General features: G+C 33.7%; 23 protein-coding genes. 15 read left to right on the plus strand and 8 right to left on the minus strand.

Translation table 11 applies throughout. From position 1 onward, the window contains the following. Window positions 1-132 precede the first annotated feature (132 nt). From P163_RS16600 to P163_RS16630, 7 genes are read left to right on the plus strand one after another with little or no spacing between them, the layout of a single operon-like run. Window positions 133-1,950 carry an ATP-dependent nuclease gene (locus P163_RS16600; RefSeq protein WP_034893850.1) on the plus strand — a complete coding sequence of 606 codons (1,818 nt, stop codon included), beginning with the start codon at window positions 133-135 and terminating at the stop codon, window positions 1,948-1,950. After that, the gene (locus P163_RS16605; RefSeq protein ID WP_034893853.1) at window positions 1,943-3,973 is read left to right on the plus strand and encodes a UvrD-helicase domain-containing protein; all 2,031 of its coding nucleotides are present in this window, start codon (window positions 1,943-1,945) and stop codon (window positions 3,971-3,973) included. The genes P163_RS16600 and P163_RS16605 overlap by 8 nt, the downstream gene beginning before the upstream one ends. Before the next feature lie 20 nt (window positions 3,974-3,993). Next, window positions 3,994-5,454: an NERD domain-containing protein gene (locus tag P163_RS16610; RefSeq protein ID WP_034893856.1), complete on the plus strand. Its 1,461-nt coding sequence runs from the start codon at window positions 3,994-3,996 to the stop codon at window positions 5,452-5,454. A gap of 1 nt (window position 5,455) precedes the next feature. Beyond that, on the plus strand, window positions 5,456-6,775 hold the full coding sequence (locus P163_RS16615; protein ID WP_034893859.1) for a hypothetical protein: 1,320 nt from the start codon (window positions 5,456-5,458) through the stop codon (window positions 6,773-6,775). Then, on the plus strand, window positions 6,748-7,428 hold the full coding sequence (locus P163_RS16620; protein ID WP_034893862.1) for a condensin complex protein MksE: 681 nt from the start codon (window positions 6,748-6,750) through the stop codon (window positions 7,426-7,428). Before P163_RS16615 ends, P163_RS16620 begins: the two co-directional genes overlap by 28 nt. Then, window positions 7,418-10,714, plus strand: a complete 3,297-nt coding sequence (locus P163_RS17990) for a hypothetical protein (RefSeq protein ID WP_051931279.1) — start codon at window positions 7,418-7,420, stop codon at window positions 10,712-10,714. Before P163_RS16620 ends, P163_RS17990 begins: the two co-directional genes overlap by 11 nt. Then, window positions 10,707-11,666: a hypothetical protein gene (locus tag P163_RS16630; RefSeq protein ID WP_034893865.1), complete on the plus strand. Its 960-nt coding sequence runs from the start codon at window positions 10,707-10,709 to the stop codon at window positions 11,664-11,666. The genes P163_RS17990 and P163_RS16630 overlap by 8 nt, the downstream gene beginning before the upstream one ends. 43 nt (window positions 11,667-11,709) lie before the next feature. Here the strand turns inward: P163_RS16630 and P163_RS16635 are convergent, their stop codons facing one another. Then, window positions 11,710-12,363 (minus strand): N-acetylmuramoyl-L-alanine amidase, encoded by a 654-nt coding sequence (locus P163_RS16635; RefSeq protein ID WP_316930087.1) that lies wholly within the window; start codon window positions 12,361-12,363, stop codon window positions 11,710-11,712. A 183-nt stretch (window positions 12,364-12,546) separates the two neighbouring features. On the opposite strand from P163_RS16635, the gene P163_RS16640 reads away from it, so the two are divergent. The 8 genes from P163_RS16640 to P163_RS16675 are packed head-to-tail and all read left to right on the plus strand — an operon-like array spanning window position 12,547 to window position 19,455. Next, entirely contained in the window at window positions 12,547-12,834 is a 288-nt protein-coding gene (locus P163_RS16640; RefSeq protein ID WP_034893868.1) for a hypothetical protein, read from the plus strand. Window positions 12,835-12,868: 34 nt separating this feature from the next. Next, a complete protein-coding gene (locus tag P163_RS16645; RefSeq protein WP_034893871.1) occupies window positions 12,869-13,153 on the plus strand; it encodes a hypothetical protein in 285 nt (94 codons plus the stop codon). After that, the gene (locus tag P163_RS16650) at window positions 13,140-15,542 is read left to right on the plus strand and encodes a TraG family conjugative transposon ATPase (RefSeq protein WP_034893874.1); all 2,403 of its coding nucleotides are present in this window, start codon (window positions 13,140-13,142) and stop codon (window positions 15,540-15,542) included. Before P163_RS16645 ends, P163_RS16650 begins: the two co-directional genes overlap by 14 nt. A gap of 4 nt (window positions 15,543-15,546) precedes the next feature. After that, the gene (locus P163_RS16655) at window positions 15,547-16,134 is read left to right on the plus strand and encodes a conjugal transfer protein (RefSeq protein ID WP_034893876.1); all 588 of its coding nucleotides are present in this window, start codon (window positions 15,547-15,549) and stop codon (window positions 16,132-16,134) included. A 3-nt stretch (window positions 16,135-16,137) separates the two neighbouring features. Continuing rightward, window positions 16,138-16,980, plus strand: a complete 843-nt coding sequence (locus tag P163_RS16660; protein WP_034893879.1) for a hypothetical protein — start codon at window positions 16,138-16,140, stop codon at window positions 16,978-16,980. Between the two features lie 11 nt (window positions 16,981-16,991). After that, complete coding sequence (locus tag P163_RS16665) at window positions 16,992-17,648, plus strand: conjugal transfer protein TraK (protein WP_051931280.1); 657 nt, start codon at window positions 16,992-16,994, stop codon at window positions 17,646-17,648. Next, window positions 17,638-18,567: a conjugative transposon protein TraM gene (gene traM, locus P163_RS16670; RefSeq protein WP_034893881.1), complete on the plus strand. Its 930-nt coding sequence runs from the start codon at window positions 17,638-17,640 to the stop codon at window positions 18,565-18,567. Before P163_RS16665 ends, traM begins: the two co-directional genes overlap by 11 nt. 30 nt (window positions 18,568-18,597) lie before the next feature. Further along, window positions 18,598-19,455, plus strand: a complete 858-nt coding sequence (locus P163_RS16675) for a DUF4138 domain-containing protein (protein WP_034893885.1) — start codon at window positions 18,598-18,600, stop codon at window positions 19,453-19,455. A gap of 123 nt (window positions 19,456-19,578) precedes the next feature. On the opposite strand, the gene P163_RS16680 is transcribed toward P163_RS16675, so the two are convergent. From P163_RS16680 to P163_RS16710, 7 genes are all read right to left on the minus strand, one after another. Further along, the gene (locus tag P163_RS16680) at window positions 19,579-20,829 is read right to left on the minus strand and encodes a type II toxin-antitoxin system HipA family toxin (RefSeq protein ID WP_034893888.1); all 1,251 of its coding nucleotides are present in this window, start codon (window positions 20,827-20,829) and stop codon (window positions 19,579-19,581) included. A 5-nt stretch (window positions 20,830-20,834) separates the two neighbouring features. After that, window positions 20,835-21,122 carry a helix-turn-helix domain-containing protein gene (locus P163_RS16685; protein ID WP_034893891.1) on the minus strand — a complete coding sequence of 96 codons (288 nt, stop codon included), beginning with the start codon at window positions 21,120-21,122 and terminating at the stop codon, window positions 20,835-20,837. Between the two features lie 75 nt (window positions 21,123-21,197). Beyond that, a complete protein-coding gene (locus tag P163_RS16690; protein ID WP_034893894.1) occupies window positions 21,198-22,778 on the minus strand; it encodes a type IV secretory system conjugative DNA transfer family protein in 1,581 nt (526 codons plus the stop codon). Between the two features lie 9 nt (window positions 22,779-22,787). Continuing rightward, complete coding sequence (mobB, locus tag P163_RS16695) at window positions 22,788-23,819, minus strand: MobB family relaxase (RefSeq protein ID WP_034893897.1); 1,032 nt, start codon at window positions 23,817-23,819, stop codon at window positions 22,788-22,790. A gap of 11 nt (window positions 23,820-23,830) precedes the next feature. Next, window positions 23,831-24,211, minus strand: coding sequence for a BfmA/BtgA family mobilization protein (locus P163_RS16700; RefSeq protein WP_034893900.1), 381 nt, complete (start codon window positions 24,209-24,211; stop codon window positions 23,831-23,833). Between the two features lie 439 nt (window positions 24,212-24,650). Next, the gene (locus tag P163_RS16705; RefSeq protein ID WP_034894562.1) at window positions 24,651-25,100 is read right to left on the minus strand and encodes a RadC family protein; all 450 of its coding nucleotides are present in this window, start codon (window positions 25,098-25,100) and stop codon (window positions 24,651-24,653) included. Between the two features lie 77 nt (window positions 25,101-25,177). Further along, a complete protein-coding gene (locus P163_RS16710; RefSeq protein WP_034893903.1) occupies window positions 25,178-25,534 on the minus strand; it encodes a single-stranded DNA-binding protein in 357 nt (118 codons plus the stop codon). Window positions 25,535-26,201 lie beyond the last annotated feature (667 nt).

Here is a 26,201-nt window from a genome sequence, read left to right on the forward strand (position 1 = left end):
TTTTAATATATTTATAGGCATAAAGGCCAAACATAAATTTTGATAAAGCCAATGAAAATTCATTGGCTTTTTTGTTGACTTAATAAAAACTCGAAACGGTTCTTCATACTACAATAGTAAAGAGATAAAGAAATGTATTTAGAAAATATAAAACTTTGGAATTTTAGAAAATATGGAAGTCTAGACCCTATAGATTTTGTTAAACCACATCTTGATTTAAATTTCACTGAAGGTGTAAATGTACTTGTTGGAAAAAATGATTCTGGGAAAAGTGCAATAATAGATGCTATAAAAATTGTTCTTAAAACACATAGTTACGAGTGGTTTAAGATACAAGATGACGACTTTCATAATTCAACTGAACATTTAAGAATTGAGCTTCGGTTTGAAGATTTGGACGCGAACGAAGCAAAAAACTTTACAGAATGGCTAGGTTGGGTAAAAGATGAAGCCGGAAAAGTAAGTTGCTATTTAAGATTAATCTTGGATGTTAGAAGAAGTATTGCAAATAATAAGATTATACCTTCTGATGTTAAGGCTGGCGTTGACCCACTTGGCTATCAGCTTACGGCAGAAGCTAGGGATTTTCTTAAAACAACGTATTTAAGACCTTTAAGAGATGCACAGTCCGAATTAGTACCACGTAAAAATTCAAGATTATCACAGATTTTACAAGGTCACGAAGCCTTTAAAGGAAAAGATTTAGACCACATCTTAGTCGGTTTTTTTAAGGACTTCAATAATTCTGTAGAAAAGTATTTTCTTGGAAAGAATAATAAAGGTGAAGATCTTCCACACGAAGAATTAAAAGGAAAAGAACTTAAATGTGAAATAGATAATTATATAAAATCCTTTTATGATGAATCTAAAGAATCTGCATTTGGTGTTAGGGGTGATAGATTAAAAAATATTTTAGAAAAACTTGAACTATCCATTAAAGATGAAGTAAATCCCGGACTTGGAACCTTAAATCGTTTATTTATGGCTTCTGAACTTTTGCATCTTCAGAAGAAAGATTGGACAGGAATACGATTAGGCTTAATTGAAGAGTTAGAGGCACATTTGCATCCTCAAGCACAAATGCAAATCATTGAAGCTTTACAAAAGCAAAAAGATATTCAGCTTATTCTCTCTACACATAGTCCTAATTTAGGCTCTAAAATTAAATTGGAAAATTTGATTTTATGTTCAGATAACTATGCCTTTCCAATGGGTTCACAATACACAAAACTAGAGGCTAATGAGTATAAATTTTTGGAACGATTTTTAGATGCTACTAAGGCTAATTTGTTTTTCGCTAATGGAATTATATTTGTTGAAGGATGGTCTGAAGAAATCTTATTACCAGCCATTGTACAACGCTTAAAAGAACAAGGCATCATAAAAAAGAACTTAACCGAGGCAGGCGTTTCAATAGTTAACGTTGGAAATACAGCATTTCAACAATATTCAAGAATATACTTAAGAAAAAATGAATCTCACTTAATTAAGTCACCAGTCTCGATAATTACTGACGTGGATGTAAGAGCTCATAGAGAACAAATAATCCTTGATGAGGAAGGTATACCTGATAAGCAATATCTAAAAGAAGATGAAAAAACTGTAAAAACGGCATCATTAGAAAAGAAAGCTGAAATCATTAAAAAATTCACCTTCCAAAACGTAAAGACATTTGTTGCCGAAAATTGGACATTAGAATATTCTTTGTTCAAATCCCCTGCGCTTACAAAACTGTTTCAGCAAGTTTTAGTGAAAATACATCCACAAATTGATACAGATAATATCGAAACTGAATTAGGTAAAAAGCTGATAAATAAAGGATTAAACAAAACGGCCATAGCTTATGAATTAGCTGATGCCATTGAAAAGCACACAGTACTTGTTATACCCGAAGATGACGAAGGAATCCAATATTTAATTGAAGCCATAAAATACGTTTGTAATGATTAAGATTACAGATGAAGATATAAATTATGCGGAAGGAATTCTTTTAAAACCTGGTCAAAATTTTGATCTAGAAAGAAGACTTTTCATTCGCAACTTATGTACAATTGATTTGCAAGCTGTACCTGGTAGTGGTAAAACAACTGCGTTATTAGCAAAACTTCTTATAATCGAAAAAAGACTACCCTTATCCGAGAACAGAGGTATTCTTGTTTTATCGCATACTAATGCAGCGATTGATGAAATTAAAGGACGTATTGGGCATCATTGTCCTAAACTCTTTTCTTATCCAAATTTTGTAGGCACTATACAAAGTTTCGTAGATACTTTTTTAGCAATTCCAGCTTATGTCAATAAGTTCAAACGAAAACCAGTTTGTATAGACAACGAAATATATTCAGAGACTATTGAAAAATTATTTAAGTACGGAAAAAAAGGATTTAAGCAACAAGAGAAAAATAATGCTCTTTATTATAATTCTAACTTTAACGTATTACACACATTCCGCTTTTCTTTTGGTGAGGGCGTTTTTACTCTAAAAAAATCAATAAATGGAAATCCCCTTGAAATAAAGACACCTAGTAAAAAACTAAAACCATTTACTTCTCAAGAATTAAAACGAATTTCTGAATGGTTATGGATCACTAAAATGAATGTAATGGAAGCTGGGATTCTTCATTTCGATGACGCCTATGCTTTAGCCGATGTTATTCTTTACAACATAAAAGGATACAAAGAACTTATCCAGAAAAGGTTTCAATATGTTTTTGTTGACGAAATGCAGGATATGGAACAGCATCAATTTCAGCTCTTGGAAACATTGTTCGCCAATGATAATTCTAAATCTATATATCAACGTTTAGGTGATGTCAATCAAAGCATATTTCCTAGCAGTATTAGTACAATAGATATATGGAGACAACGAAAAGACAAACTATTCCTTAAAGGAAGCCATAGGTTAAGTAAACCTATTGCTAATTTAGTATCAAAACTATCTATTGCACCTTCAGAACTTGAAGGACGAGGATTAAATAATGATGGTACCGAAATTACTATAAAACCACTTTTAATAATTTATGATAGTAAAAAGGTAACTGAAGTTATTCCTACATTTTCAACAAAGTTAAATGAATATATAAAAAGTGGCTTAGTACCAGATGATAAATCCAATGCATTTCACGCTATAGGTTGGCGTAAAAATCACGACCACGACAATAAAATTTGCCTTTCTGATTATCACCCTGACTTAAAAGGATTAGCTGATAAAAGTGAAATTGATTTTGAGACCCTAGAAGACTATTTTCATACACATTCAAATGACGATTACACCTTAGCTAATAGGCGCAAGTCTTTATTAAATGCATTTGTTAAAATATTACGTATTGAAGGTGTTAAAGACGAGGTTGCTAGAAGTTTCACAATTACTCGAATGGTTAGATTTATTAGATTATCTAGATCTAATGAGTACCCTATTTTTAATCTTAACATATACAATTGGTCTGTAAAGCTAATTGATAAAGACATAAAATCAATAAAGAGTGAAATTCAAAAATATATACCTGATTTTTTAAACCTTTTCAATTGTGAATTAAGACACTCTGCAGACTTCGTATCCAATCCAGCAATATATATACCTATTAATAATGAGGAAGAAGAAGCTGTTAACTATTATGATAAAGATGGGTTCAAAATCAATGTAGGTACCGTTCATTCGGTAAAAGGTCAAACTCATATTGCCACTCTGTATTTAGAAACATTCTTTAGCACAGGGTATGGAAGTTATGAATCACAAAGATTGAGAAATCAGTTTATTGGAACTCATATCTCGGAAACGATTGAAAATCATAAAGGAGCTGGTTTAGAAAAGATAAAGCAATCTGCTAAAATGGCTTATGTAGGATTTTCAAGGCCAACACATTTATTAGCGTTTGCTGTTGAGGAAAGTCGTTTTGAATCATTTCTTAAACATTTGAATAAAAAAGAGTGGGACATCATCGAATTAAAAAAAACAGCGGTGATAGATAGTTAGTATTATATAAATAGCGTGGTGTGACAAAATTAGAGAAATATATAAAGAATAATGGTGGTGTCTTGTCAGGAGATTTAGCTCGGTATATAGAGAAAAATCAGGGTGTTTCAAATGATGCGGCTCGTAAACGTATTCAAAGATTAAGCAGTCCTATTCATAAAATAACGGGCCTATTTTCAGATAAGAAATCTTTTATTTATCACGCTGATAATTATCAAAATTCAGACTATTTTGATGATTTAGTAAATGCATTTAAATCTGATGCGAAGAGATGCTACACTATAATTAATGCAATAAAATATCATCACGGATTGATTTCTATTAATGAGTTACCCAACTATTCAATGAGCCCTGTTAAGCCCATATTGGGTCATATGAAATTCTCTTCATTAATTGAGAAATTAAAAAAACATAATTTAATAAGAGAAACTAGAGAAGGAGAATATGGTTTAAACATTTTTATTGCTGAACAATCTGCACCAAACTTTCGTCACATTAAAGGTATTGAGATATCAAAGAAAATTATACTTCAACACTTTGAAACTTGGAGTAAAAACATAGGACTTGTTTCTTTCAAAAAAGGGAAAAACAACCATATAGTTGGAGGATTTCAATTTGCTTTTACTGCACCTACCTATATTGATGGCTTAATAGGATATAATAATAGACAAAAGAAACCCGGATTTTTAGTTGCAGATATTTTAATCGGTAATGTTACTGATGAAGATGCAATAAGTTTTTTTCTTCGAAAATTGGCAACGATAAAAGCATCCAACCCAGCACTTAAGTTATTTCCAGTTCTTTTAGTAGACGGCATAGGTATAAAGGCTCTAAATCAATTAAAAAGTAATGGTGTTCTCGTAGCATCAGTAAAAGAGTTATTCGGAAAAGACTATAGTGATTTAATAAAAAATCTTATAAATACAGTAACAAATGCTGGTGCTATATTGAAAACTGAACCTGAGAAATATATATCTTTATTGAGTAAGCTCATAAAGCTTATTGATGGTAAAACTAATAATTTACGAGGTGACTTATTTGAACTTGCTGTTGGTTTTTACTTTGGCAAATATTCTCAATCTATCAATATAGGAAAACGAGTGCCTGTTTTAGACAGCATTAGAAGTAGAGAAATCGATGTTCTTGCAATTACTGAAAATGAGGTTTGTGTGGTTGAATGCAAAGGATATAACTATACAGTAGACATTGACTACATAGAAGAGTATTTATCTGAAAAAGTTAAAGAAATTCGAGGTTGGCTATCCAGTAGATATCCAGAGAAGAGGCAACGCTTTGAAATATGGAGTACTGGAGGTTTTACAAAAGAAGCGGTAAAATTACTTAAAGAAACAAAATCGAAAGTAAAAAAGTATGACTTTGATTATTTGAGTCAAACAGAAATTAAGGAAAGAGCTAACCGCTTAAACTCTGACAAATTCAAAGAAATTTTGAGAGATTACTTTTTAAAGGAGATTGTATAGCATGGACAGTTTTAACCTATATAGGGAAGCAAAAGACCAATATGAGAAATTAATTCCTGAAAAAGATGATGGATTAATTCTTCTTTCACTTTATTCAAAATACAAGGATAATGACTTTACAGAAGAAAATATTATATCAACTATCACAAAGGTTTTTAAAGACCAAGGAAATGAAAGTTCACGAACAGAATACAATAGAAACAATACCATAATTCTAAGGTTTCAAGAATCATTTCTTTGGCGAAATGCAACAAAAAGGACATATCAGTTTAAAAAGTATGGCTTGGAACTTTGCCAGAACATCGAGAAGCGATTAATTGAGAAGTACAATCCTGCGAAGATAAAACGGTTTTTTGCTGAATTACATAAAAGTCTTACAGAAAACATAGAAGATAATAAAGATCTAAACGAGTGGATTGAAGACCATTTTGAGGTAAGGCTTCCCGAACTAACTTCTCAAATAGAAATATTAGATCAGCAAGTAAACGAATCTGTAAAAGACTTTAAAACAGAAATAAGTTCAGATGATCAGGACGTACATAATGCTTTAAAAGGAATTGAAATTCGGCTAGAAATTATTAAAGAACAAGCTTCAGAATTAAGAAATGCTTTTCAGATTTCTTATGATATCGATGATATTTTAATTGGTCTTCTTGAAAATAATAAAGGCCAAGATAACCTCTCTAATATTCAAAGAGTACAAAATTTTCACGATAATTCCCGTAGTCAATTAGAGCAAGTCAGTAAAAGAATCGAAAAAATAAAACCGAGAATTAGAGAGTTTATATATGACTTCAACAAAAAGAATTTTGATAGAAAAACCAATAAGTTTATTGACTTTCTATTAGAAAATTCAGTCGTTGTAAAAGAAGCTGGCTCAAAACGAATTCAACTGCCAGATATGCTTTCGGGAATAATCATAAAATCAACCATTCACAATCGAAAATTTAATGTTATTCCTAACAGGGAAATAAGCCCTAAACTTCCCATTTTAGCAACTAAAAGAGAAGTGGATATTGTTAAACAAAAAGAACTGTTAGAAAAGACCTTGAAATGGAAACGAGACAAAGAGAGAATACTATACTGGACAAAACTGGCATTTCAAGAATTAGAAGCAAAAGGCACTTTAAATTTCACCCCATTTTTCTTTAGAGTACTAAAAGAAGACCAGCTTACAATCGCTGTTAAAACAGCCCATGATATTATTAGAAAGAACACTACTTATCAGAATAAATATAAGGTAGAAATAAAAAGAGAATCGGTACGCGACACCACAAAAAAAGGAATATCCTTATGGCAGATGACACTTCAGAAAAAATAGAAATGTATAGTTTTCTACAAAATAAGAGGGCAAAAAGTATTTTTGCAAAACTTGACTATACACTTAGAAATGGTAAACATATTCAAAGGGAATATCCGAAGAACGCTAATCTATATCGATTTTTGAACGATTCAGATAATTACGAATCACTTAAAGCTTATTATTCAGATTTTTTCAATCTGAATCTCATAAAGGAAGGTAGTGATTTTAATAATTATTATTATCTCAACTTGAACGAAGATGGTAGAAGCAATGTACCTTCGGACAATCGCGATTATCTAAGAAGTGAGTATATAATTATAGGAATGTTATTCTTAAAAATGTTTAAGCTTGATGGGAACATCGAGCTTGATAGCGTTTCTGAATTTACTACTCTACTCTATGAAGAATATGAGGAACAGAAAAATGCATTAAGAAAACTAATTAACGATAATTCTTCTGACAAGAGTACAGATTTTGGCGACCAAAGATTCGAGAATATAATTGCAAAATCATTCGAGAAATTTGGGGATTTAGGCTGGTTAATGTGGGATAAAGAAGATGAAAAGAATAAGTTCAAGATTATGCCTTCTTTTGAGCGTTTGCGCATTATTTACCAACCACAAATTGAAACCATTGATGATTTAATAAATGAAGTAAAAGATGCCGAATAATTACCCTTGCATATATAGCCTATCTACTATAGGTATTAAACAGCATTTTAATGCTGACTATCTTTTTCATCCGTGTAGAACAGATTTTAGTGGTGAAAGTGGTAGTGGAAAGAGTATGGTAGCAGATATGATTCAATTGATTCTAGTAGGCTCAAATGAATTCAAGTCCGCAACTCAAGGCAACAAACAAAGAGATGTCAAAGGGATGTTGATTTCCAAAAAAGGGAACTCATCATCTAAAGGTTATATTTTTCTAAATATTGAAGTTAAACCAAAAAACTATTTTGTTATTGGTGTTTATATTGAAGACACAAGTAATGCGGCAGAAATGTTTATTATTCAAAATGGCTATGATTGGGATAATTTGATAGCTTTAAACAAACCCGTTCTTAACAAGGATTTAATTATAGATAATAAGGTAGATACCTTAAAGAATCTTAGTGAAAAAGTTGTATTTGCTAGAATAAAATCTTTTAGGCGAAAAAACTATCATCAAATCCTTTATGATAATGATATTCTGTCTTTAGACTTAACAATAGAAGAAACCCTTAAAACATATGCGAATATTTTAAGGTCCTTTTCAAGAGGAAAAGGATTTAAGACGGAATCAGAAAACCTAAAGAAGTTCCTTTTTGGCGATGACGAGCAGAACGCAATAATGGATAAGTACAAAGAGGAAGTCAATAATATAAGTAACGACTTTCACGAACATAAAAGATATTCTCAAGAAATTAAACTTATAAACGATAAGCAGGTTCTATTAAAAACAGTCTTAGAAAAACAAAAGAAATATAAATCCATCTATTCAGAATATCTAACAAAAAAGTTTAATTACTGGAACAGTTTTAAAAAAAGTACAACTAAACAAAAGCATAAAGTATTCAAACAACTAAATCAGAAAAAAAATGAATTTTATTTTATTGAAAAAGAGATTTGTAGACTACAAATAGGCGACCTCAAGGAACTTTTGACTATTAAGAAAAAAGTCCTGAAACTAAGTGATAAGAATATTAACAAGAATGATATAGAGAAAAATTTTCTAGATATTAATCAATCCAAACTAAGAATTGAAGTTGCAGAAAAATGGTTTTCTACTCAAGATAACGATGCAGAAAAAGTAAATAAGTGGTCTACTGCTCAGCGTTTAGGCAATGAAAACAAATCGGCATTAAAAGAATTCACAAAATACCTTTCCAATAACAATATTTTAGATGTTTTCGAGAGGTCCAATTGGTTAAGCGACTATGAAGAAGAAATTGACGAATATCCTAAAAGGATTAAAAAACTTGAAGAAGAAAAAGTAGAACTAGAGTCATTATCTAAATTTTCAGATTTAAACAGCCCTGAATCTCTGGTAAACTGGGCACTTGATAGTTTAGAATTTCCACTACCACATTCTCTGGAAAGCATTTTAATCTATTTTCAAAAATATGGTAAGATAAAACCGTCTGAAGACAAACCCAATAGATACGTTCCATTTCCAGAACAACTTTTTCAAAATATAGATTCGAACATTCAAGATGAAAACCAACAAGGGTTTTGGCTCAATCTAAACGGGGTTTATGAATTTATAACATATTCAGAACATCAAGTTCTCAATGTTGAAAATCCAACTGAGATTGTAAAATCCCTATCCAAGCTAAATGAAGGTATTAAAGAAAAATTATCTCAATGCATTGCTGAAAAACTAAATAAAGAGCAATTAAGGAATACACTTTTTGAATATGGTAATCTTAAAAAGTACGTGAGCCTTTTTAAAAGAAAGGACGAGATACTAAAATTTGAGATTGATGAAACTTTAAAAAACCTTACTGAAGAATCATTTAATCTTCACTTAGAGGCGTATAAGAATAAAGTCGATATTCTTAAGCAATACAAGAGACTACAAAAAGAGTTTGAGGAATTTACCAGTAGAAAAAGTCTTTTAGATGGATATCAGAAAACAATAAAATTACTGCAATCCAATCTTTTAGATAACAACATCTCTATAGATATTAAACTCATAGAAGAAAAAATTGCTACTAAAGTGGAACACCTTGCTGAGCAAGAAGAGATTTTAAAAGAGAAAGAGTTTAATGAAAAGTTATTTTTTGAAAATTGCACTAAAAAACTCTCTAACCAGAATAATCTAACTGAACTAAAATTTGAGATTTCAGAGAATTTAAAAGAACTCGAAATAGACATTGAAAAGAAAAAACAGCAAATCACTTTAGCAGAAGATGAATTAGAGGAAACCAAGCTATTAAACGAACAACTCTTTAAATCGGCTATTAAGTTTGATGACATTGCGGAAGAAACCACAAACCCCGACGATGGAGGAAATAGTTCTTTCCAAAAGACAGCAAATTCAGCCCAACAGGCCTATATAGAATATTTAAAGCTAATCACAGAAGACCTTCCGTATGATGAAACTGCTTCAATAGGTCAACTAGCTAATTACCTCTTGCCAACTGTATTCCCATCAGCTCAAGTAGATGAGGATTTAATTTCAAATGATATTGTTGACAGATTAAATAAACTAACCCAGGATATTCAAGAAATCGGTTCTAGAAAAGTAGAGATAATCGGAAGTGTTTTTAATGATGTCTATAATGTTTACAGAGGGTATTTGACTAAAATTAATGAGATTAATGACTATCTAAAAAAAGGAAACAAAGGAATTACTGGCGGTAATAAAGCGTCACTAACATTTAAAAAATCCATTCACTACCCAGAGAATTGGCTTAGTACTTTTAGGAAACAGCTACAAAACCAAATGAGCTACACAGGACTTTTTAGTGAACTTCGTGAGGAACTTGATATCAATAAGATGATGATTAAAGCATTTCAAAAACTTGGTGGTAGCACTAAAGTAGAACCTGAAGATTTAATGAATCCAAAATCTTATTTTGACCTAGTTTTTGAATTAAAACTTGAAAATGAAGATGTCAATTCCGGGAGCAATGGCCAAACATACGCGGCAAATGCTCTATTGTGCCTAGCTAGGCTGTCATTAATTGAAGAAAAAGGTAAAGGTGGATTAAAAATTATGCCAATCGACGAAGCAGAAGGTCTAGGAAGTAATTATGATATGCTTCACAAATTAGCAAAGAAAGAAAAATATCAAATTATTACAATGGCTATTGAAACTGCGGGAGAAATCACCGAAAATGGACAATATATTTATATTATGAATGAGAATAATTTAGCCAATGCAGACACATTTGTACCACCTCTTGGGATATTTTCAGATGATGTGACCGAAGACATAGAACAATACATACAATCACTAACAGATAATGAATAAGAATATTACTTGGAAAGTATTAAAGGCTCTCGATGATATTTATCGTTTTAAGAAATCAAGAGCTGTCATTCAAAACCATCCTTATATAAAGTTTCTTATTTATGAAGAGGGTATTCTAGATTTAAAGTCAGATAACATAAAAGTCATAGTTCCTACTGATAGGTTTGAATCATTCTATGAAAAAGAGTTCAAAAAACCCTATGAAGAATCTAAAAAGTTTCTTTTAGAAAATGACATTAAGCCCACCGCTAATAAAGGCTTTAAAATTGAAGATATCAAAACCTTGATGTTAATCTCTGAAAACAAAGTAGAATTGAGAAACAACCCAACTACGATAGAGGATTTTTCAAATGAATTTTTTGATATTTCAAAATATCTAAAAAACAGAAAAAGCGTAAGAGATGCTGTTTTTAAAATATTAGATATTCAAAGATTTTCTCTGGATGAGAAACAGAATCAATGGCGGTTAGTCATAGATAATAAAAACCCTAGAGCGGTCGTAATGTGCGAAAATAAGTCCTATCTAAAACAACCCTGGATTGCTGAGGAAACGCAAACTAAATTATGGTATGTTGGGGGAAACAATATTGCTATTATTGATGATATAGACGAATCTGATTTGTCAAAGCCAATTTACTATTCTTGTGATTGGGATTTGGCAGGCTTACAAATTTTTTCGAGAATTAAGGCTAAACTTAAAGAACGAAAAACAGATATTCAACTCTTATTTCCAAATGATCCGCATAAAAGAGTAAGTACCTATATTCCTTATCACGACAGCCATTGGGATTTAACGAAACATTTATCCGGAATTATATTAGAAGATTTTTCTAAAAAGGAATTAACGTTTATTCAAAGTCTTATTGACAAAGAAGAATGGATTGAGGAAGAATCATTTGACGTAATTAAGATGATTAAAGATGTTCTAAAAATCTCTTTTACCAAAAAATGATTTATATATCTCAATGATCAAAAGTTTAATAATCTTTATAATTTCAATCCCTAACTCCTTCATAATTCTTTAAATTTTCCATTAACACTAACGCCACAGCTCTCACTCCAAAAGATCTGCCGTAATAATGACTCTCATCACAACTGCTCAAAAACCCCAATTCTAAAAGCACAGAAGGACAATAACTGCCCATTTCCCTTAGCATCTGAAAATTCCCAAACTTTACACCCCTACTTTCAAATCCCAAATCTTTATTAAACGCCTCTTGCAATTTAAAAGCCATCCAAGGGGCTTCTTTTGAATATTGTGAAATAGCTTTTGCTATATAAACTTCAATTCCTATAGCGTTCGGATTATCGGAATGGTTGCAGTGCAAGGAAATAAATAGATCCGCATCTAGAGATTTAGCCAGTTTACTTCTATCAGACAATGAAATAAGAGTATCGCTATATCTTGTCAAATAAATATCCAACGGATTCTCTAATTCATCATTCATCTTCAGAATCTCATTTGTAATAGATTGAACCACATCCTTTTCCTTCGTGCCATTTATCCCGATTGCACCAGAATCCTTTCCACCGTGCCCCACGTCAATTACAATTCGTTTTTGGATACTCGTTTCCTGCCCAAAAATGATGCACATTTTTAAGAGCAAAATCGCAAAGCTGACGTTTTTAAGCACTTTTTTCATTTTCATTTTTTGGGTTATCAACAACTTCCTTTTCAAAATCCATAAAATTTGACACCAAATATTAACAATGTAATTCAAATAAAATCAAATAATTTTTTATCCACAAATAACTGATAATCAGTTATTTATAATCAAATATATGTAAATTTCTAATAACGAAAATGAATCAAAAATCTAAACTTTTCCGTTATGAAAAAATCAAATTATTTAGCAGTAATAATTACACTTATCTCCACATCTCTATTTGCACAAATAGGTGGTATTGAGAATTCGGTTAATGATGTATCAAACACGATTCGAACAATTTTTCCCATCATTCTAGGGGTCATCTTTCTGGTGGGTTTTTTATTTAACGCAGGTCACTTCTTTGGCGAGAATGCAGATTTAAAAAAAGGAATTACCCGTGTACTCGTATTTGTGCTAATAGCGGGAGCTGTGGTTGGCATATTTACATATTTAATTGGTATCGTAGTATAATCCTCTAAAAGGCATTTTAAAACAAACAGTACATATGAAAAAGTTCGAGATCTATAGAAATATTAGAAAAAAGGCAGTCATTTTTGGGTTACCCATTTCCCTATTTGCCCTAATGATGATGTCCATACTAGGATCGCTTATGATTATCATTTTTTCATTCAGTTTCGGGATAATTATAGGCATCTTAATTTTTAATACTGCGCTTTACATTGCACTAACCCGAATCACGAACAATCCACAACTGTTTGAGATAGCGAACGCCTTCCCTAAAATCATCAGTAACAAAAGAAATTCAGGCTTTGATTATGAACAAGATTAACATTTCAGCATACAGACCCATTGCAGATATTCAAGACAATATCATTTTTGCTAATAATGGCAATGTGGTTTTGTGCTATGAAGGTAACTTACCAGAAATCTATTCTTTATCTGAAAAGGATTTGGAAGATATACACGGTGCCTGGTTTCAAGCTTTGAAGTCGTTGCCTGTGGGAACCGTGGTTCATAAACAGGATATCTACCTCAAAAAATTATATTCCTCAGAAAAACTTCCGAACAACACCTTTTTGGAAAAAGCCACACATGAGCATTTTAAAGGCCGGGAGTATATTGAGCACAAATGTTATTTGTTCTTCATCTTAACCAAAAATAAAGCACTCAATAATTCTAAATACGTCAATCCTTTTCGAAAAATTTCAAAGGGAATTGTACAGAAACTGGATGATAACATTAAAATTTTCGCTAACTCGATACACGATTCTGTTTCTTTTATAAATAACAGCCGGAAACTGTCTCTCACCCCATTAAACGAGAAAGAAATCGTCGGTCTCACAGATACCTACTTCAATGGATTTAATGAAGGCTGTGATACTGATATTTTACTGGATAATAAAAGCGTCAATATTGGCGAAAACCATTTTGATGCCCTTGCCATCAATAGCGAACTGTGCTTTGGCGAAAGTGTACAGAGTAGCAAGACCAATGAGAAATTCACTTCAGACGATTTTGTGTTTCATCAAGGGTTTATTGATGGCTTAGGGCTTACGCTCAAAGAAAATCATATTGTCAACCAAATTCTATATCTCGATGACAAGCATAAGTGGCGTAAGCTGCTCGATAAGAAAATTGAAGAACTCAGCAAGAGTTCCAATTTCGGTTCACAAAACAAGGTGGTGCTTGGAAAGATTCAACATATCCTTGACCAAATCAATGCCGATGACAATTCCAGAATTGTCCGTGGACATCTTAACATTGTGTACTGGGCAAAGGAAACTAAAGAGTTAGATAAAATTACCTCAAAGATAAAGACTGAATTCAAGGAACTGGATATCATTCCATATTATCCAAAAGGAGAAGAACGCAAAAATTACATACTAAACAGTTACTGCTGTTTCTCATCCAATTTCTCGAATAACGACTTGTACGTAACCGATTTAAAACACGCACTTTGTCTATTTGTCAACAACACCAATTATAAATCAGATACAACCGGCATCATTTTTAACGACCGTGAACATAACATTCCCGTATTAAAGGATGTTTGGGATGAACGTAAAAAACGTATCAAGGTTAGAAACTTTGCCATTTTCGCTCCCACTGGAGAAGGCAAATCCTTTTTAGCAAATAACATTCTACGTCAATATTTTGAAAGTGGCGTTCGATTGGTTATTATCGATTTGGGTGGTTCCTATACAAAATTCGCTAAGCTCTATCCGGAACAATACACCATACTGCGTTACGAGAACGGAAAGAATCTCGGTATCAATCCATTTTACATCAACGATCAAAATGACCTAACACCAGAACGACTCGAAGATTTATCGGTCTTTCTATTTGAACTCTTTGCTTCAGATTTGAAAATAACAAAAGCTCATTCGGTTTCCGTTAAAAAAATACTGCGCTATTATTATGATAGTACTTCTGTAAATCATTCTTTGGAAGGTTTCTACAACTTCATCGAGACCAATCAGGATGATCTACTAAATAGTCTCAAAATCCATCCCGACTACTTCAATTTAACAAGCTTCTTGCACGTTATGTCAGAATACGTTGGCGATGGTCTATATAGTTTTTTGTTTGAAGTAAGCGAAGACCATACCTATAAAATCGAAGACAAACGATTGATTGTTTTTGAACTGGATGAAGTGAAAGACAACAAGGAGATATTATCTGTAATGTTGAAGCTGATTAAGTCAGCTATCCAAAGAACAATTTGGAAAAATCGAGACGAAAAGGGCATCATCCTATTCGATGAGTTTGCCAAGCAGTTGAAGTTTGAAAATGTATTGGAAAGCGTAGAATTTTATTATCAAGCTATTCGTAAGCAAAATGGTGCCATTGGTATCATCTTACAATCTATCAATCAGTTACCTAACAATACCACTTCGGCAAGCATTCTGGAAAACACACAGGTAATCTATAGCCTCAACAATGAAAAAGGCTATGCAGAATTGGCCAATCGGCTCAACCTTTCCAGTCACGACCTGAACCAATTAAAATCCATCAAGAACAATCTTTCTGGTCCAAGGAAATACACCGAAATGTTTATCAAGATTGGAAAGGAAAGCAACATTTTTAGGCTTGAAGTTCCGAAAGAAGTTTATGCCGCCTACCTGACGGACGGAGAGGAAAACGAAGCCATAATGGCCATTTATAAAAGAACCCAAAATATGGAACAATCAATAATAGAATTCACCTCTAAAACATAATACTATGAAGACTAAAATCAAAACAATCTCATTAGGACTAATTCTTATGATTTCCCAATTATTGCCTGCACGCGCAGCGTGCCAGGGAATGCCCACTTATGACAATACCAATTTTATCAGCTTGGTAAAACAACTGATAGAATCAGGGAAGCAAACCGCAAACATTATAAAGACCGTTCAGTTCTTAAAAACCCAACAAGAAAACATAGAAAAGGTCAACGATGTGGTAAGGCAATTAAATGCTGTTCGCGAAATAGGACGAAATAACCAACGTCTTATCCAAGTGATGCAAAATGATTTGAGAGATATTCTTGATAGCCCTTATATCCAACCCGATGAAGTGGCCAGAGTTTCCGAATCGTTTACTGCCATCGTAGAAAATTCTTTAGAAACAATGGACTTCATCGATGAAATATTATCCAGTGATTATCTAAAAATGAGCGATTCCGAACGTGCCGAAATCCTTAAACAAAAGGAATTAGAATCAAAGGAAATGGTTTCCAATATCCAAGTTAAAACCAAACGATACAAGGATATTATTTCTTTCCGAAAAATGCAGGATAAAATTAATAATCGTGAAACTGAATATTAGAAAATGACCGCAACTATTTTGTTAGGGATAGGACTGGAATATATAGACACGGTGTTCCAGACCATACAGGACAGCAGCTTCTCTCAATATACTATTGCTGGAATGAAAACGCTTGCCGTGCTATTCTTTCTGGTTAATATTCTTAAAAAATATAATGAAGGTATTTCAGATAAGGACGGATATACCTGGGGATTGAGTCCAGGGGAACTTGCCAAGAATTTTGCGGTAGTACTATTGGTTATTTTTTCAACACAAATATTAGGATTCTTCGATAGTATTCTTGTTGCCATAGAAGGGCAATATCGCGGCACAGCCCCAGCCTTAATGCCTTTGCAGATGCAGAACATTCCTATTGAAGAGGATGTTAACCTTATAGATGTTGCAAAAAATGCTATGACATTGCTTTATGAAGCTTTGGTAACCCCTCTCTATGGATTTAAAATTATAGCATTCATATTCAGTGTAATACTTTGGATCTTGGATCTTTTCATATATCCGCTTTTCTTGGCAGAACGCTTCTTTCTTTTAGGGATTATGCAAGCTTTTTTTCCTTTGGTATTAAGCTTAGCGGTATTTGAAAAATTCCGTTCGCTAGCCTACACCTTTTTTAAATTGTATGCCGCGGTTTATATGCTTGTACCGGCGTTCTTTCTAGTCAATGTATTTATCAATGCTCTTTATACAGAAATCAATACAAATTTCTGGACCAACTTATTCGGAACCGATACTGGCCAAGGCTTCTTTGCACCTGTAGTACAACTCGGTTCAGTAGGCTTTATCGTCTTCTTAAAATTCAAATTGTACAGACGTGCAACGTCTTTTACGCTCAGATTATTCACAAACTAATTCCAATCAGAATGAAAGCACCTTATAACAACATTTATAACATCTTAAAATTAAACCGGTTCATCGTGTTCTCGGTTGTGATTTTTGCTTTTTTATTTAGCATATTTTCATTATGGATGGTATTTAGCACGAATAAAAAGGCGCTGAACAGTGCATTTGCAATCAACACAGATGGCAGTATTATTCCACTAAAACTTATTACCCAAAAGGAGAATTTCAGGGTGGAAGCTTTGGCGCATTTAGAGTTGTTTCATACCTATTTCTATAATATCGATGCGAGTAACTACGAACGCAATTTGGAAAAAGCGCTTTGGTTGGGCAATAGTTCGGTAGACAATCTATACCGACAGAAAAAAGCGGATGGTGTTTATAATCGTCTATTGCAATATTCATTGGTTCAAAAGGTACAGAGTATCGATTCGAGGTTAAGCGAAAATAACGGTTCATATAGTTTCACAACCACGACCATTTTTGAAATCAATAGAGGCACTATAATAGACACCTACCAACTGGTTTCCACAGGAAACCTGATTATGGTTGACCGAAACTTCCCAAACAATCCACACGGATTATTGATTACCGATTACTTCGAGAACATCTTAAAAAAATTAAACAATGAAAATAGAGCCGATAATCGGCATTTAAAAACCAACGATTATGAAAATTGAGAAGAACAAAATAGTCTTTGCAGCAATATTGGCTGTGATTTTCCTATTCCTGATTTCCTATACAATTATGGTAATCGGCAAGGACGAAAGTGAAAATAAAAACCTTGAACAGACCCAAATACCAGATTTGGAAGAAAACCAAAAAGAGTACGATTCTAAATTAGATGCCATCAATGATTTAAAGGAAGTCCGTGAGAATAATGCTCCGAGTATTTACGATGAAAAACTGATTGATTCCCTTGGTTATTATAATCCAGATCTGCCAGGGCGTGAAAAAGAGCGCATCGTGGATAGCATCTATTCCGCAGGGAAAATCAAATATTCTGAAACGACCTATCAGTATCTTGGGGAAAAGAAAACAGCTCCCAAAAAAGTTCAAGCAATAGATTCCGAAGAAATAAAAAGGGAACAAAACATTGAAGCCAAGGAAATGGGTTTGGAACATCAACTTTTCTTTGCCGCCTCGCCCAAATCCAATGACATTTCAATTATCGGGAATACAGATGAAACAATCTATGTAGTTGTCGATGGCGATCAAGTTGTTAAAGTAAATAGCCGATTGAGAATGAGACTTTCAAAAGCAGCAATGATCAACAACAAGCAAATGCCAAAAAACACGCTTGTTTATGGATTTATAAGTTTTCAGCCCAATCGTGCTTTAATAGAAATCGAGAATATCAAACATCATCCAACGAAGCTCAAAGCCTTCGATTTGCAGGACGGTAGAGAGGGCATCTATGTTGAAAACAATTTTCGGACGGAGATCACTAGTGAAGTTCTTGACGATGTCATCAGTGATATCAACATCCCGAGTGTTCCTCAAGTTGGAGGAATCACGAAAGTATTAAAACGCAATAACCGAAGCGTGAAAGTGACCGTATTGAACAATTACAAACTTATTCTAAAACCAAAACTATAAACCCATAATGGGTTTTTAAAATTTACTCTTATGAAAAGATATATAATAACTTCAATTTTTTTAGCTATTTGTAGTTTCGCAACTAATTTTTGCTCGGCACAAGATAATGTTCAAAAAACAAAAGTTCTAGATACTATTTATGCCAACGACACCAAAAATGTGGCGCTCTTTTTTCCTGAGCCTATACGACAAGGGATTACTGGTTCGGATAATTTTGTTTTTACCTACAATCGTGAGAAAGAACAATACTTTGGATTACTTCAGGCAAAGCCTGGGAAAGAAAGCAATCTACTGGTAGTCAACAGAAATGGATCAATTTTTTCGTATATTGTAAGGTATAAAGAACAACTGTCAAAGCTCAATTATTTCATCCCATTATCAAATAGTATTGGGAATAAAAAGCCAATAGTAACCGATTCGATTCAGGCTGAAACTTCTGAAATAAGCATAGACAACAGAACTTATTATTATCACAAATTCTGCTCTTATCTTCTTAACAGAAACCAGCGTATAGGTCGAATTAAGAAGCGAAACGAAGGCATAGTTTTGAGTGTTGAGAATATTGTCTTTGATAAAGATGAACTCTATTTCATGATCCAGATTGAGAATAATTCTACCTTAGATTACGATTTGAATTTCTTGAATTTATCCATTAAAACAAGACAAAAGGGAAAAAAGAAATCGCTGCAAAGTCTGTATCAGGAACCAATTTACATACAGAATCTGCCTACTAAGATCGCCGAAAATGAAATGGTACGATTTGTTTACGTGTTGTCTAAGTTTTCATTGTCTAGTGATCGTAGGTTAATTTTAGAACTGAATGAAAAGGATGGCGAACGTAATATTGAATTAAAAATATCACATAAATATATTAATAATCCAAACTGAAATTTTAATGAAAAGGATTGTTATTTGATCATCAGTACTTTTATATATTCTTTAATAAAAACAGAGATATGTAGTTTTCTGAACCTGCAGAAATTATTGTTAAAAGCATTTGATAAAAGGGGATTACCACCTAAATGCTGAAGCCATCAATTCTATTTCCGAATTTTTAATCCCCATTTCTTCAGCGATACTTTTCCAATTCTTGACCACTGAGAGCACTTCATCCAGAATGATCTGCATTTCATTTTGGCTTAGGCGAAAATATTTACCTACGCTTTTGGCCAGATCAAAATCCAATGCATTATCATCCATATCAATATTTAGGGATAGACCGTCTTTTTCTATTGATGGATTTAAGTCGTAAACTGGCGACAATACCCATCCTTTATTGGTCAATATAAATCCGTGATTTCGTAAGTGGTCATCCGTATTAGATATAGCGATATTAAAGACCATTCTCCGCCATAGCTGATGTAAATTAGCTTCTACATTTACACCATAATTTTCTATGAATTCTACTATTTCAAGGTAACTTGGTGCAGACTCTTTTATAATATCCTCTGTATTTCCAGTCATCGTCATAGCTGAGGCAAAATGAATGCGTTTTCCATTGTCTCTATCAAATCTCCTAGTAAGAAAGGTATAATACTGACCGCTAATCTTTTCAATCTTGGAATCTGCCATATAAATTCCTGCTTCAGTAGCTAGTTGATAGGCTAGAAACTCCCAAGCGGCTTTATCTATTGTATCGGTCTTTGATGGGAACTTTGCTATCCAAAGATTCTTGGTTGAGTCAAAAACATTTGCTTTTGGTCTCGCGCCACCCAATGAAGAACCAGGTGCTATTAAAACGGCAAGCCATTTTCGAATGTCGTCGTTTTGCTCATCACTTTCCAATTGTCTAACTGCTTCCTGCAAATCCCCTAGAGAGGACCAAGGAGGTGTTGGGGATTGGGTATCATTATCTAAAAAAGGACCTTCCAAATCAGTTTTAAAGCGTAAGGCGCCCATTCTGCTTTCATCAAAGACACCTAGAAGATAATCAATTTCGTAAAGCGGTTTCGGCTTTTCGTTCTTTGCCCTAGCTTCATGAGCAGCCCTGCGTTTCATTAAAGTTTTACCCCAAGTGTCTGGCATGCTATCTAAGAAGATTCCGAAATTCTCTTTGTTAGTTGGATATTGTGGCCCCGAAAAGAATTCTACATCAGGGTCTAATAATCGTTGTGCATCAGTTTTTAACCAATCTTTATCATACTCAAAACTAAAGGCCTTTTTGCCTTTGGCAAAATGAGCAGAGAGTGTACCAACCAAAGTTGGTTCTTCAAGGCCTATCCAATCTGCAAACACGTAAATGTCAAACTTTCCTTTAGCCATACTTTTTATAATAAATCAAGATCTTGCAGTTTTCTTCCAAATTCATCATCTACGGCCAACTTTAAAAAGTCGTCTTGAAGATTGAGTACCCTAAACACATTAAAATACAAACCAATAGCCACAGTCGGGTCGCCTTTTTCTATACGATAAAGCGTTGCTCTATGAATACCCGCGCGTTCGGAAACTTGCTCGGTAGTAAGTTTTCTTCGCTTTCGAGCAAGTTTTAAATTTTCTCCAATTTGCTCAAAAATATTAAGATATTTAGGAAGCACTATAGCTTTCTTGGAATTCATTTTGTCGTTTATTTGCGACAAATATACAACAATTGTTGTAAATAAACGACAACAATGCTTAGTTGAGCTTCTGCGCTATTTAAATATTGATTTGACTTCTTCATATACCCGCTCAAAATTAGCTTCTAAATCAGCAATAGAAAATTCTTTAGCAGCCTTTGGAAATTCCCTTTTAATTTGCTGTAATCTAAACTGAACTTTTTTATCATTCCCATCCGCATAAGTGATAAATTCTCCCTGTTTCAATCGAAAGAAAACATCGGCTCGAATTTTTGGAATTTCCTTCTCTCCAGTTGTGACGCGCGTATCAAAGTCAAGGTTATAACCTCGGCTTACACTTTTGGTTGGATCTTTGACTATCTCAAAAAATCGTTCGTAATATTTAGCGGTGTCTGGATCGTTGACCTTTCCGAAAAACTGATAAGAAAGATTACTTAGTATCGCCTTACTAGCTTTATCTCCATACATCATATCGTTTTGGATCTTATCCTGCATCACGTAAATCGTTGCGATATTATAACTCCGTAATGTTGCGGGAATACGATGCATATTCAACAAACGAATGGTGGGTGCCTCTTCCATAAGCAGGAAAGAAGGTTTGGAATCCCTTACGCTCATTTGTTTGGTAATTGTATGGATGATTGTAGCGATCACGGGTGAATACGAAGTCTCAAATTTGGGATTGTTCACGATTGAAATTACGCATGGATTTTCATGATTATTTATATTGAGTGGTACTTCATCAGCTGAAAGTGCCATAAAAATGCGTTGAGTACTGATTCGTTTGAGCGCATTGGCTAAGGTGCTTTTTACTCCAGCTGTTTGCCTTTCAGAATCCTTCCCACTAATAAAAGCATCTGCCATTGCCCTTGATGTTGTAGTGGTTTCTAAAAATTTTATAAGGCTATTTGTGTCGAGGTATTGATAGATAGCGATTAAATGAGGAAGGGTACAGAATTGGGGATAGGTTGTTTTCAGTTTCCAAATTAGTCCCCCTATCAAACCTTCCGCAGCATCATTAAAAAATTTTGTCGTTCCAGTTGTTCCAGATTCTCGCTGTTCCAATAAGTTTTCAATTAAGACCCTTGACACCTCATTTACACTTTCCTCGTTCTCTAAATAGTGTGGCGCAATAGGATTTACCCTATGGATGATTTTATCAAAGGAAATGATCTTAAATGGGATATCGCCATCCTTGAATAGGGGATATGCCATTTCTGTGAGTTCAAAATCTTTATAATCGTGAATGATTCCGCAAAAACCTTCTTTTCGAAAGTGTTTCAGAAAACTATAAACCACGCTTTCAGTCTTTCCACTTCCTGCAGAGCCAATTACCGATGCGCCACGTTTTATATTATCCACTTTAAAATTTCCTTTGGAAGTGGCAAAGTTGACCTGATATTTTATATCTCCATTTTTAGGGGTATCAGTTTTATGAAAAAATACATACATGGATATGTTAATTAAAACAAGCGGGCAGACCAAATAAAGTGCTCTCAATACCAATGATAATTCTTCATTCATATATAACACAAGTGCAATAAGCATTAGAAAATTGACAAGGAAGGCATATCTACTTATTCTATACATTCCATAGAAAACAGTACTGGCAAAACCAATAATTAGAAATATCGTTAAGAGATTGTCCAATTGCATAATTTTATATTAGATTCCTATGGAACTTGATTTGATGGCTACTTCTGCGCCACGTCTAAGCTGCTTAAATATTCTCATCGCTAACTGTGCTTTTGTAATAGGAATACTGGGGATCATCAGAATTCCCGCTTTCCCCATTATTTTAAAGGCAAGTGCTTTTTCATTTGCGGGCAATTTCATTAGGGCAGAAAAATAGATTTTCGGATTCTTTATGAAATCTTTCCGAGCCTGGTAGGTTTCCGCAAAATTTCTATGATAGCTAAAAGTTTTATCAAAGGTTTTCTCGGCACTCTCAAAAAACTTATCACGATCAAAACCGCGTTTTACTTGCTTGCCATGCATCTCCACTTCCGAAGCTTTGTGCTTGCTTCCAGGTGAAAGGCTGAAGGTATTTGATGCATCCTTGCGGCTAACAATGATATGGATATGACTTTGGTTTCCGGCTTTTGGCATTCCCTGCACAATTCGCTTTCCCTCTTGTTGAAATGGTGCCTCACGTTCCAACTTGTTAATTTCCCTCTCTTTGCTTTTAATATTCCCTCCAACCGTACCATTTTGAATCCCTCTGATCTCATTTTTTAGCTGAAGTATTTTTGTAGCATAGGGTTGATTTTCTTTGATCTGTATATCAGTTCCTTTAAAGGTTCGCTGGTGTTCGATCTTCGCATAGTATTTTATATTATCGATTCTTATAGGTCGTCCGTTGATTTCTCGATTGAAAGAAGCAACATAATCTTTCATAAGCTCACGAGTATACTTTTTTAGCTCTTCGCTGTGGTTCTGTAATCTATTCAATTCATATTGTGAAGGACTCACTGTAATCGAATAAAATTTAGGTTCGGTTTGTTTTAGTTTTGCACCATTCCCATCAATATCTTTTATCACATCTTCCGCTGAAATCTTATCACCATATTGATTGAAAAAATACTCTAGTTCTTCTTGTTCCAGACCTTGATTTTCTTTCTCCAGATAGCCCACAAAATCAGCCGAACTTTGTGAATAAGTGTCTCCTAATTTTTGAGGTGTGATTGTGATATACATTTCTCAAAAATTTAGAGTTCGTTGTTTGGGTTTAGTTTTTCTTGGAAACGGATTTCCTTCTTCTCCTCGATAAATTTCTTCTCCAAAATCAATGGTTTCTTTTTTGGTTCATCGGTTTGAAAAAGTGATTCGATCATCGCTACGGTGGGTTTGGTTTGCGTTTTTTCCATATCCCTCATAATGGCAATTACCGCATTGATCCGCTTTTTAATTGAAGCTTCTATTGTTCTGCCGGTTGGGCCCAGTTTTTCCTTTGGTGAGATTTCGTTGTAGAAGAAAAAATCAAGCATCGTGGCTATTGCCTCGGTGTGTGATTTAAAGTGAGTTCTTGAAAATTCCTGAAAACGTTTCGCTGTTTCCTTTTTGAATCTAATTCCAATAAATGAGTCCATAATTCGCCGATTTGTCGCAAATTCTTTCCTAAAAATGGGCTCTCACAAGGCATTTGTCGCAAATTGTTGAGAGTCAAGAAATTATAATATTTTCAAGTAGCTGATTATCAGCGTTTTGAAAACGAAAAGGAGAGTTTAACATCGCGTAGCGTGTTACCCTCTTGCTACTCCTTTTCGTCCCGCCAAGCGGGACAAAAATTTCGTACAATGTGGCTAAAAAACCAATTGCCATTTCAGGGAAATAAATTTCCGATATGTTATTTTTTGATGTGTATGGTTATCGGCGAAAGTCGAAAAATGGATAACCCTACTTAAAATTGAATGCTGAATTTCAGCTTTTTAAATATACAGTTTTTAATATATAAATCGAAAATTTATACCAGAAAAAAGATCCGAACTCGTCAGATCTTTTCAACCTATTTAATTTAAGAAGCTTTCTTTATAAAATCCCCTCATCAGCAAAAGAGAAGTAATCCCCATCTGGAATAATAATGAGATGATCCAATAATTTTATATCTAAAAATTCACCTGCATTTTTAATTTTACTAGTCAGTTGTTTATCTGCTTCACTGGGTTTTAAATTTCCCGATGGATGGTTATGTGCTAAAATTATTGATGTGGAAAGTGACTTTAGTATCACAGCAAAAAGGATACGCACATCTACAAGAGTTCCTGTGATTCCTCCAGAGGAAACTTCAAAAATTCCTTTCACTTTATTTGAATTGTTCAAAAGCATCACCTTAAAGCATTCCTGTAAACCTATGCGGTCTTTATCCCATGATTCAAATAATAGATCTACTGCACTGTTTGAAGAAGTAATTTTAGGAGCCTGTTTCATTTTAAAATTTCCCTGATATTTTATCGAAATTTCATTAACTTTAGTTTTCATATTAATCATGTTTTTAAGGATTGATATTATAAAGAGGGCCCATCTTTGATCGGAACGCCCTCTTTATTTTTATAGCACTATTCGCTAGTGTTATTTCCATTCTTGCTACCCAGTAGCAAGATTTCACTTACTATTACTTCGGTAACATACCTTTTTTCGCCTTCGCTGGTTTCATAGGAGCGAGAAGCCAATTTACCTTCGAGGGCAATTTCCTTTCCTTTGCCTACATAACTTTCAACGATATCTGCGATTTTTCCCCAGGCTACAACATTGTGCCATTGGGTGTCTTGTACTTTTTCGCCTTTTGAATCTTTATAAAATTCATTGGTTGCTAGAGAAAAGCTGGCTACTTTTTTACCGCTTTCAAGGTCTTTGATTTCTGGGGCATTCCCCACATTTCCGATTAACTGAACTTTGTTTCTAAGTGTACTCATGATTGAAAAATTTTAAATGAATTATTATAATTCCTGCTATCACCTACAGGTAGGTTTAAAAAAATTTACTTATTGTATCCTGAGCGTTTTGCTTTTTTGATTTTTTAACTCTTTTTTCGCTTCAGTTTTATGGATTTGATACGATTTCATGATTTCTGTTTTAAAATTTACTTTCCGTAGAGCCTTCACTGTTACCTTTTTTGATGCTTATACATTTTCAGGATTTAGAATTAGGGAGGACTTATAAAAAGGGAACGCAGGGACCGGCTTTATGCAGTCTGGACTAACTTCTAAATCTTGGTATTTTGCATTACAAAAAAGGTAAAGACAGTGGAGGTAGGGGAGTGGGTTTAAATAAACATGAGAAGTACTAAAGGAATTGAAGTGAAAAAAAAGAATACTAAATGGAATTCCGAACTGGCGGACTTAATCCAAAAAATTCTAAATGAAAGGAAGTGTTTCGATTTTATATCAGGTTAGCGAAATGGAATTGTGTAATTTTTGGATTGTGTCCAAGACTTTATGTAGTGAAGCTCTTTGCTCGAAATGAAGCTTTTCGCGGAATGAAGCAGCAATGTGCGGAACGGTTAGGGGAAAGAAATAGCCTATAAAAATAAAAATTAACAGAGGTCAGTATCTAAATTCAGATCTTTAAAGTCAATAAAAA

This window comes from Gillisia sp. Hel_I_29, assembly GCF_000744275.1.
In the GTDB taxonomy this organism is placed as follows: Bacteria; Bacteroidota; Bacteroidia; order Flavobacteriales; family Flavobacteriaceae; genus Gillisia.

Coding starts and splice junctions, on each gene's coding strand:
- P163_RS16650 (WP_034893874.1), top strand. CDS start 13,140: ATGAACAAGATTAACATTTCAGCATACAGACCCATTGCAGATATTCAA.
- mobB (WP_034893897.1), bottom strand. CDS start 23,819: ATGTATATCACAATCACACCTCAAAAATTAGGAGACACTTATTCACAA.
- P163_RS16710 (WP_034893903.1), bottom strand. CDS start 25,534: ATGAGTACACTTAGAAACAAAGTTCAGTTAATCGGAAATGTGGGGAAT.
- P163_RS16620 (WP_034893862.1), top strand. CDS start 6,748: ATGGCAGATGACACTTCAGAAAAAATAGAAATGTATAGTTTTCTACAA.
- P163_RS16630 (WP_034893865.1), top strand. CDS start 10,707: ATGAATAAGAATATTACTTGGAAAGTATTAAAGGCTCTCGATGATATT.
- P163_RS16605 (WP_034893853.1), top strand. CDS start 1,943: ATGATTAAGATTACAGATGAAGATATAAATTATGCGGAAGGAATTCTT.
- traM (WP_034893881.1), top strand. CDS start 17,638: ATGAAAATTGAGAAGAACAAAATAGTCTTTGCAGCAATATTGGCTGTG.
- P163_RS16655 (WP_034893876.1), top strand. CDS start 15,547: ATGAAGACTAAAATCAAAACAATCTCATTAGGACTAATTCTTATGATT.
- P163_RS16685 (WP_034893891.1), bottom strand. CDS start 21,122: ATGAATTCCAAGAAAGCTATAGTGCTTCCTAAATATCTTAATATTTTT.
- P163_RS16615 (WP_034893859.1), top strand. CDS start 5,456: ATGGACAGTTTTAACCTATATAGGGAAGCAAAAGACCAATATGAGAAA.
- P163_RS16635 (WP_316930087.1), bottom strand. CDS start 12,363: ATGAAAATGAAAAAAGTGCTTAAAAACGTCAGCTTTGCGATTTTGCTC.
- P163_RS16700 (WP_034893900.1), bottom strand. CDS start 24,211: ATGGACTCATTTATTGGAATTAGATTCAAAAAGGAAACAGCGAAACGT.
- P163_RS16665 (WP_051931280.1), top strand. CDS start 16,992: ATGAAAGCACCTTATAACAACATTTATAACATCTTAAAATTAAACCGG.
- P163_RS16675 (WP_034893885.1), top strand. CDS start 18,598: ATGAAAAGATATATAATAACTTCAATTTTTTTAGCTATTTGTAGTTTC.
- P163_RS16705 (WP_034894562.1), bottom strand. CDS start 25,100: ATGAAAACTAAAGTTAATGAAATTTCGATAAAATATCAGGGAAATTTT.
- P163_RS16680 (WP_034893888.1), bottom strand. CDS start 20,829: ATGGCTAAAGGAAAGTTTGACATTTACGTGTTTGCAGATTGGATAGGC.
- P163_RS16645 (WP_034893871.1), top strand. CDS start 12,869: ATGAAAAAGTTCGAGATCTATAGAAATATTAGAAAAAAGGCAGTCATT.
- P163_RS16600 (WP_034893850.1), top strand. CDS start 133: ATGTATTTAGAAAATATAAAACTTTGGAATTTTAGAAAATATGGAAGT.
- P163_RS16640 (WP_034893868.1), top strand. CDS start 12,547: ATGAAAAAATCAAATTATTTAGCAGTAATAATTACACTTATCTCCACA.
- P163_RS16690 (WP_034893894.1), bottom strand. CDS start 22,778: ATGCAATTGGACAATCTCTTAACGATATTTCTAATTATTGGTTTTGCC.
- P163_RS17990 (WP_051931279.1), top strand. CDS start 7,418: ATGCCGAATAATTACCCTTGCATATATAGCCTATCTACTATAGGTATT.
- P163_RS16660 (WP_034893879.1), top strand. CDS start 16,138: ATGACCGCAACTATTTTGTTAGGGATAGGACTGGAATATATAGACACG.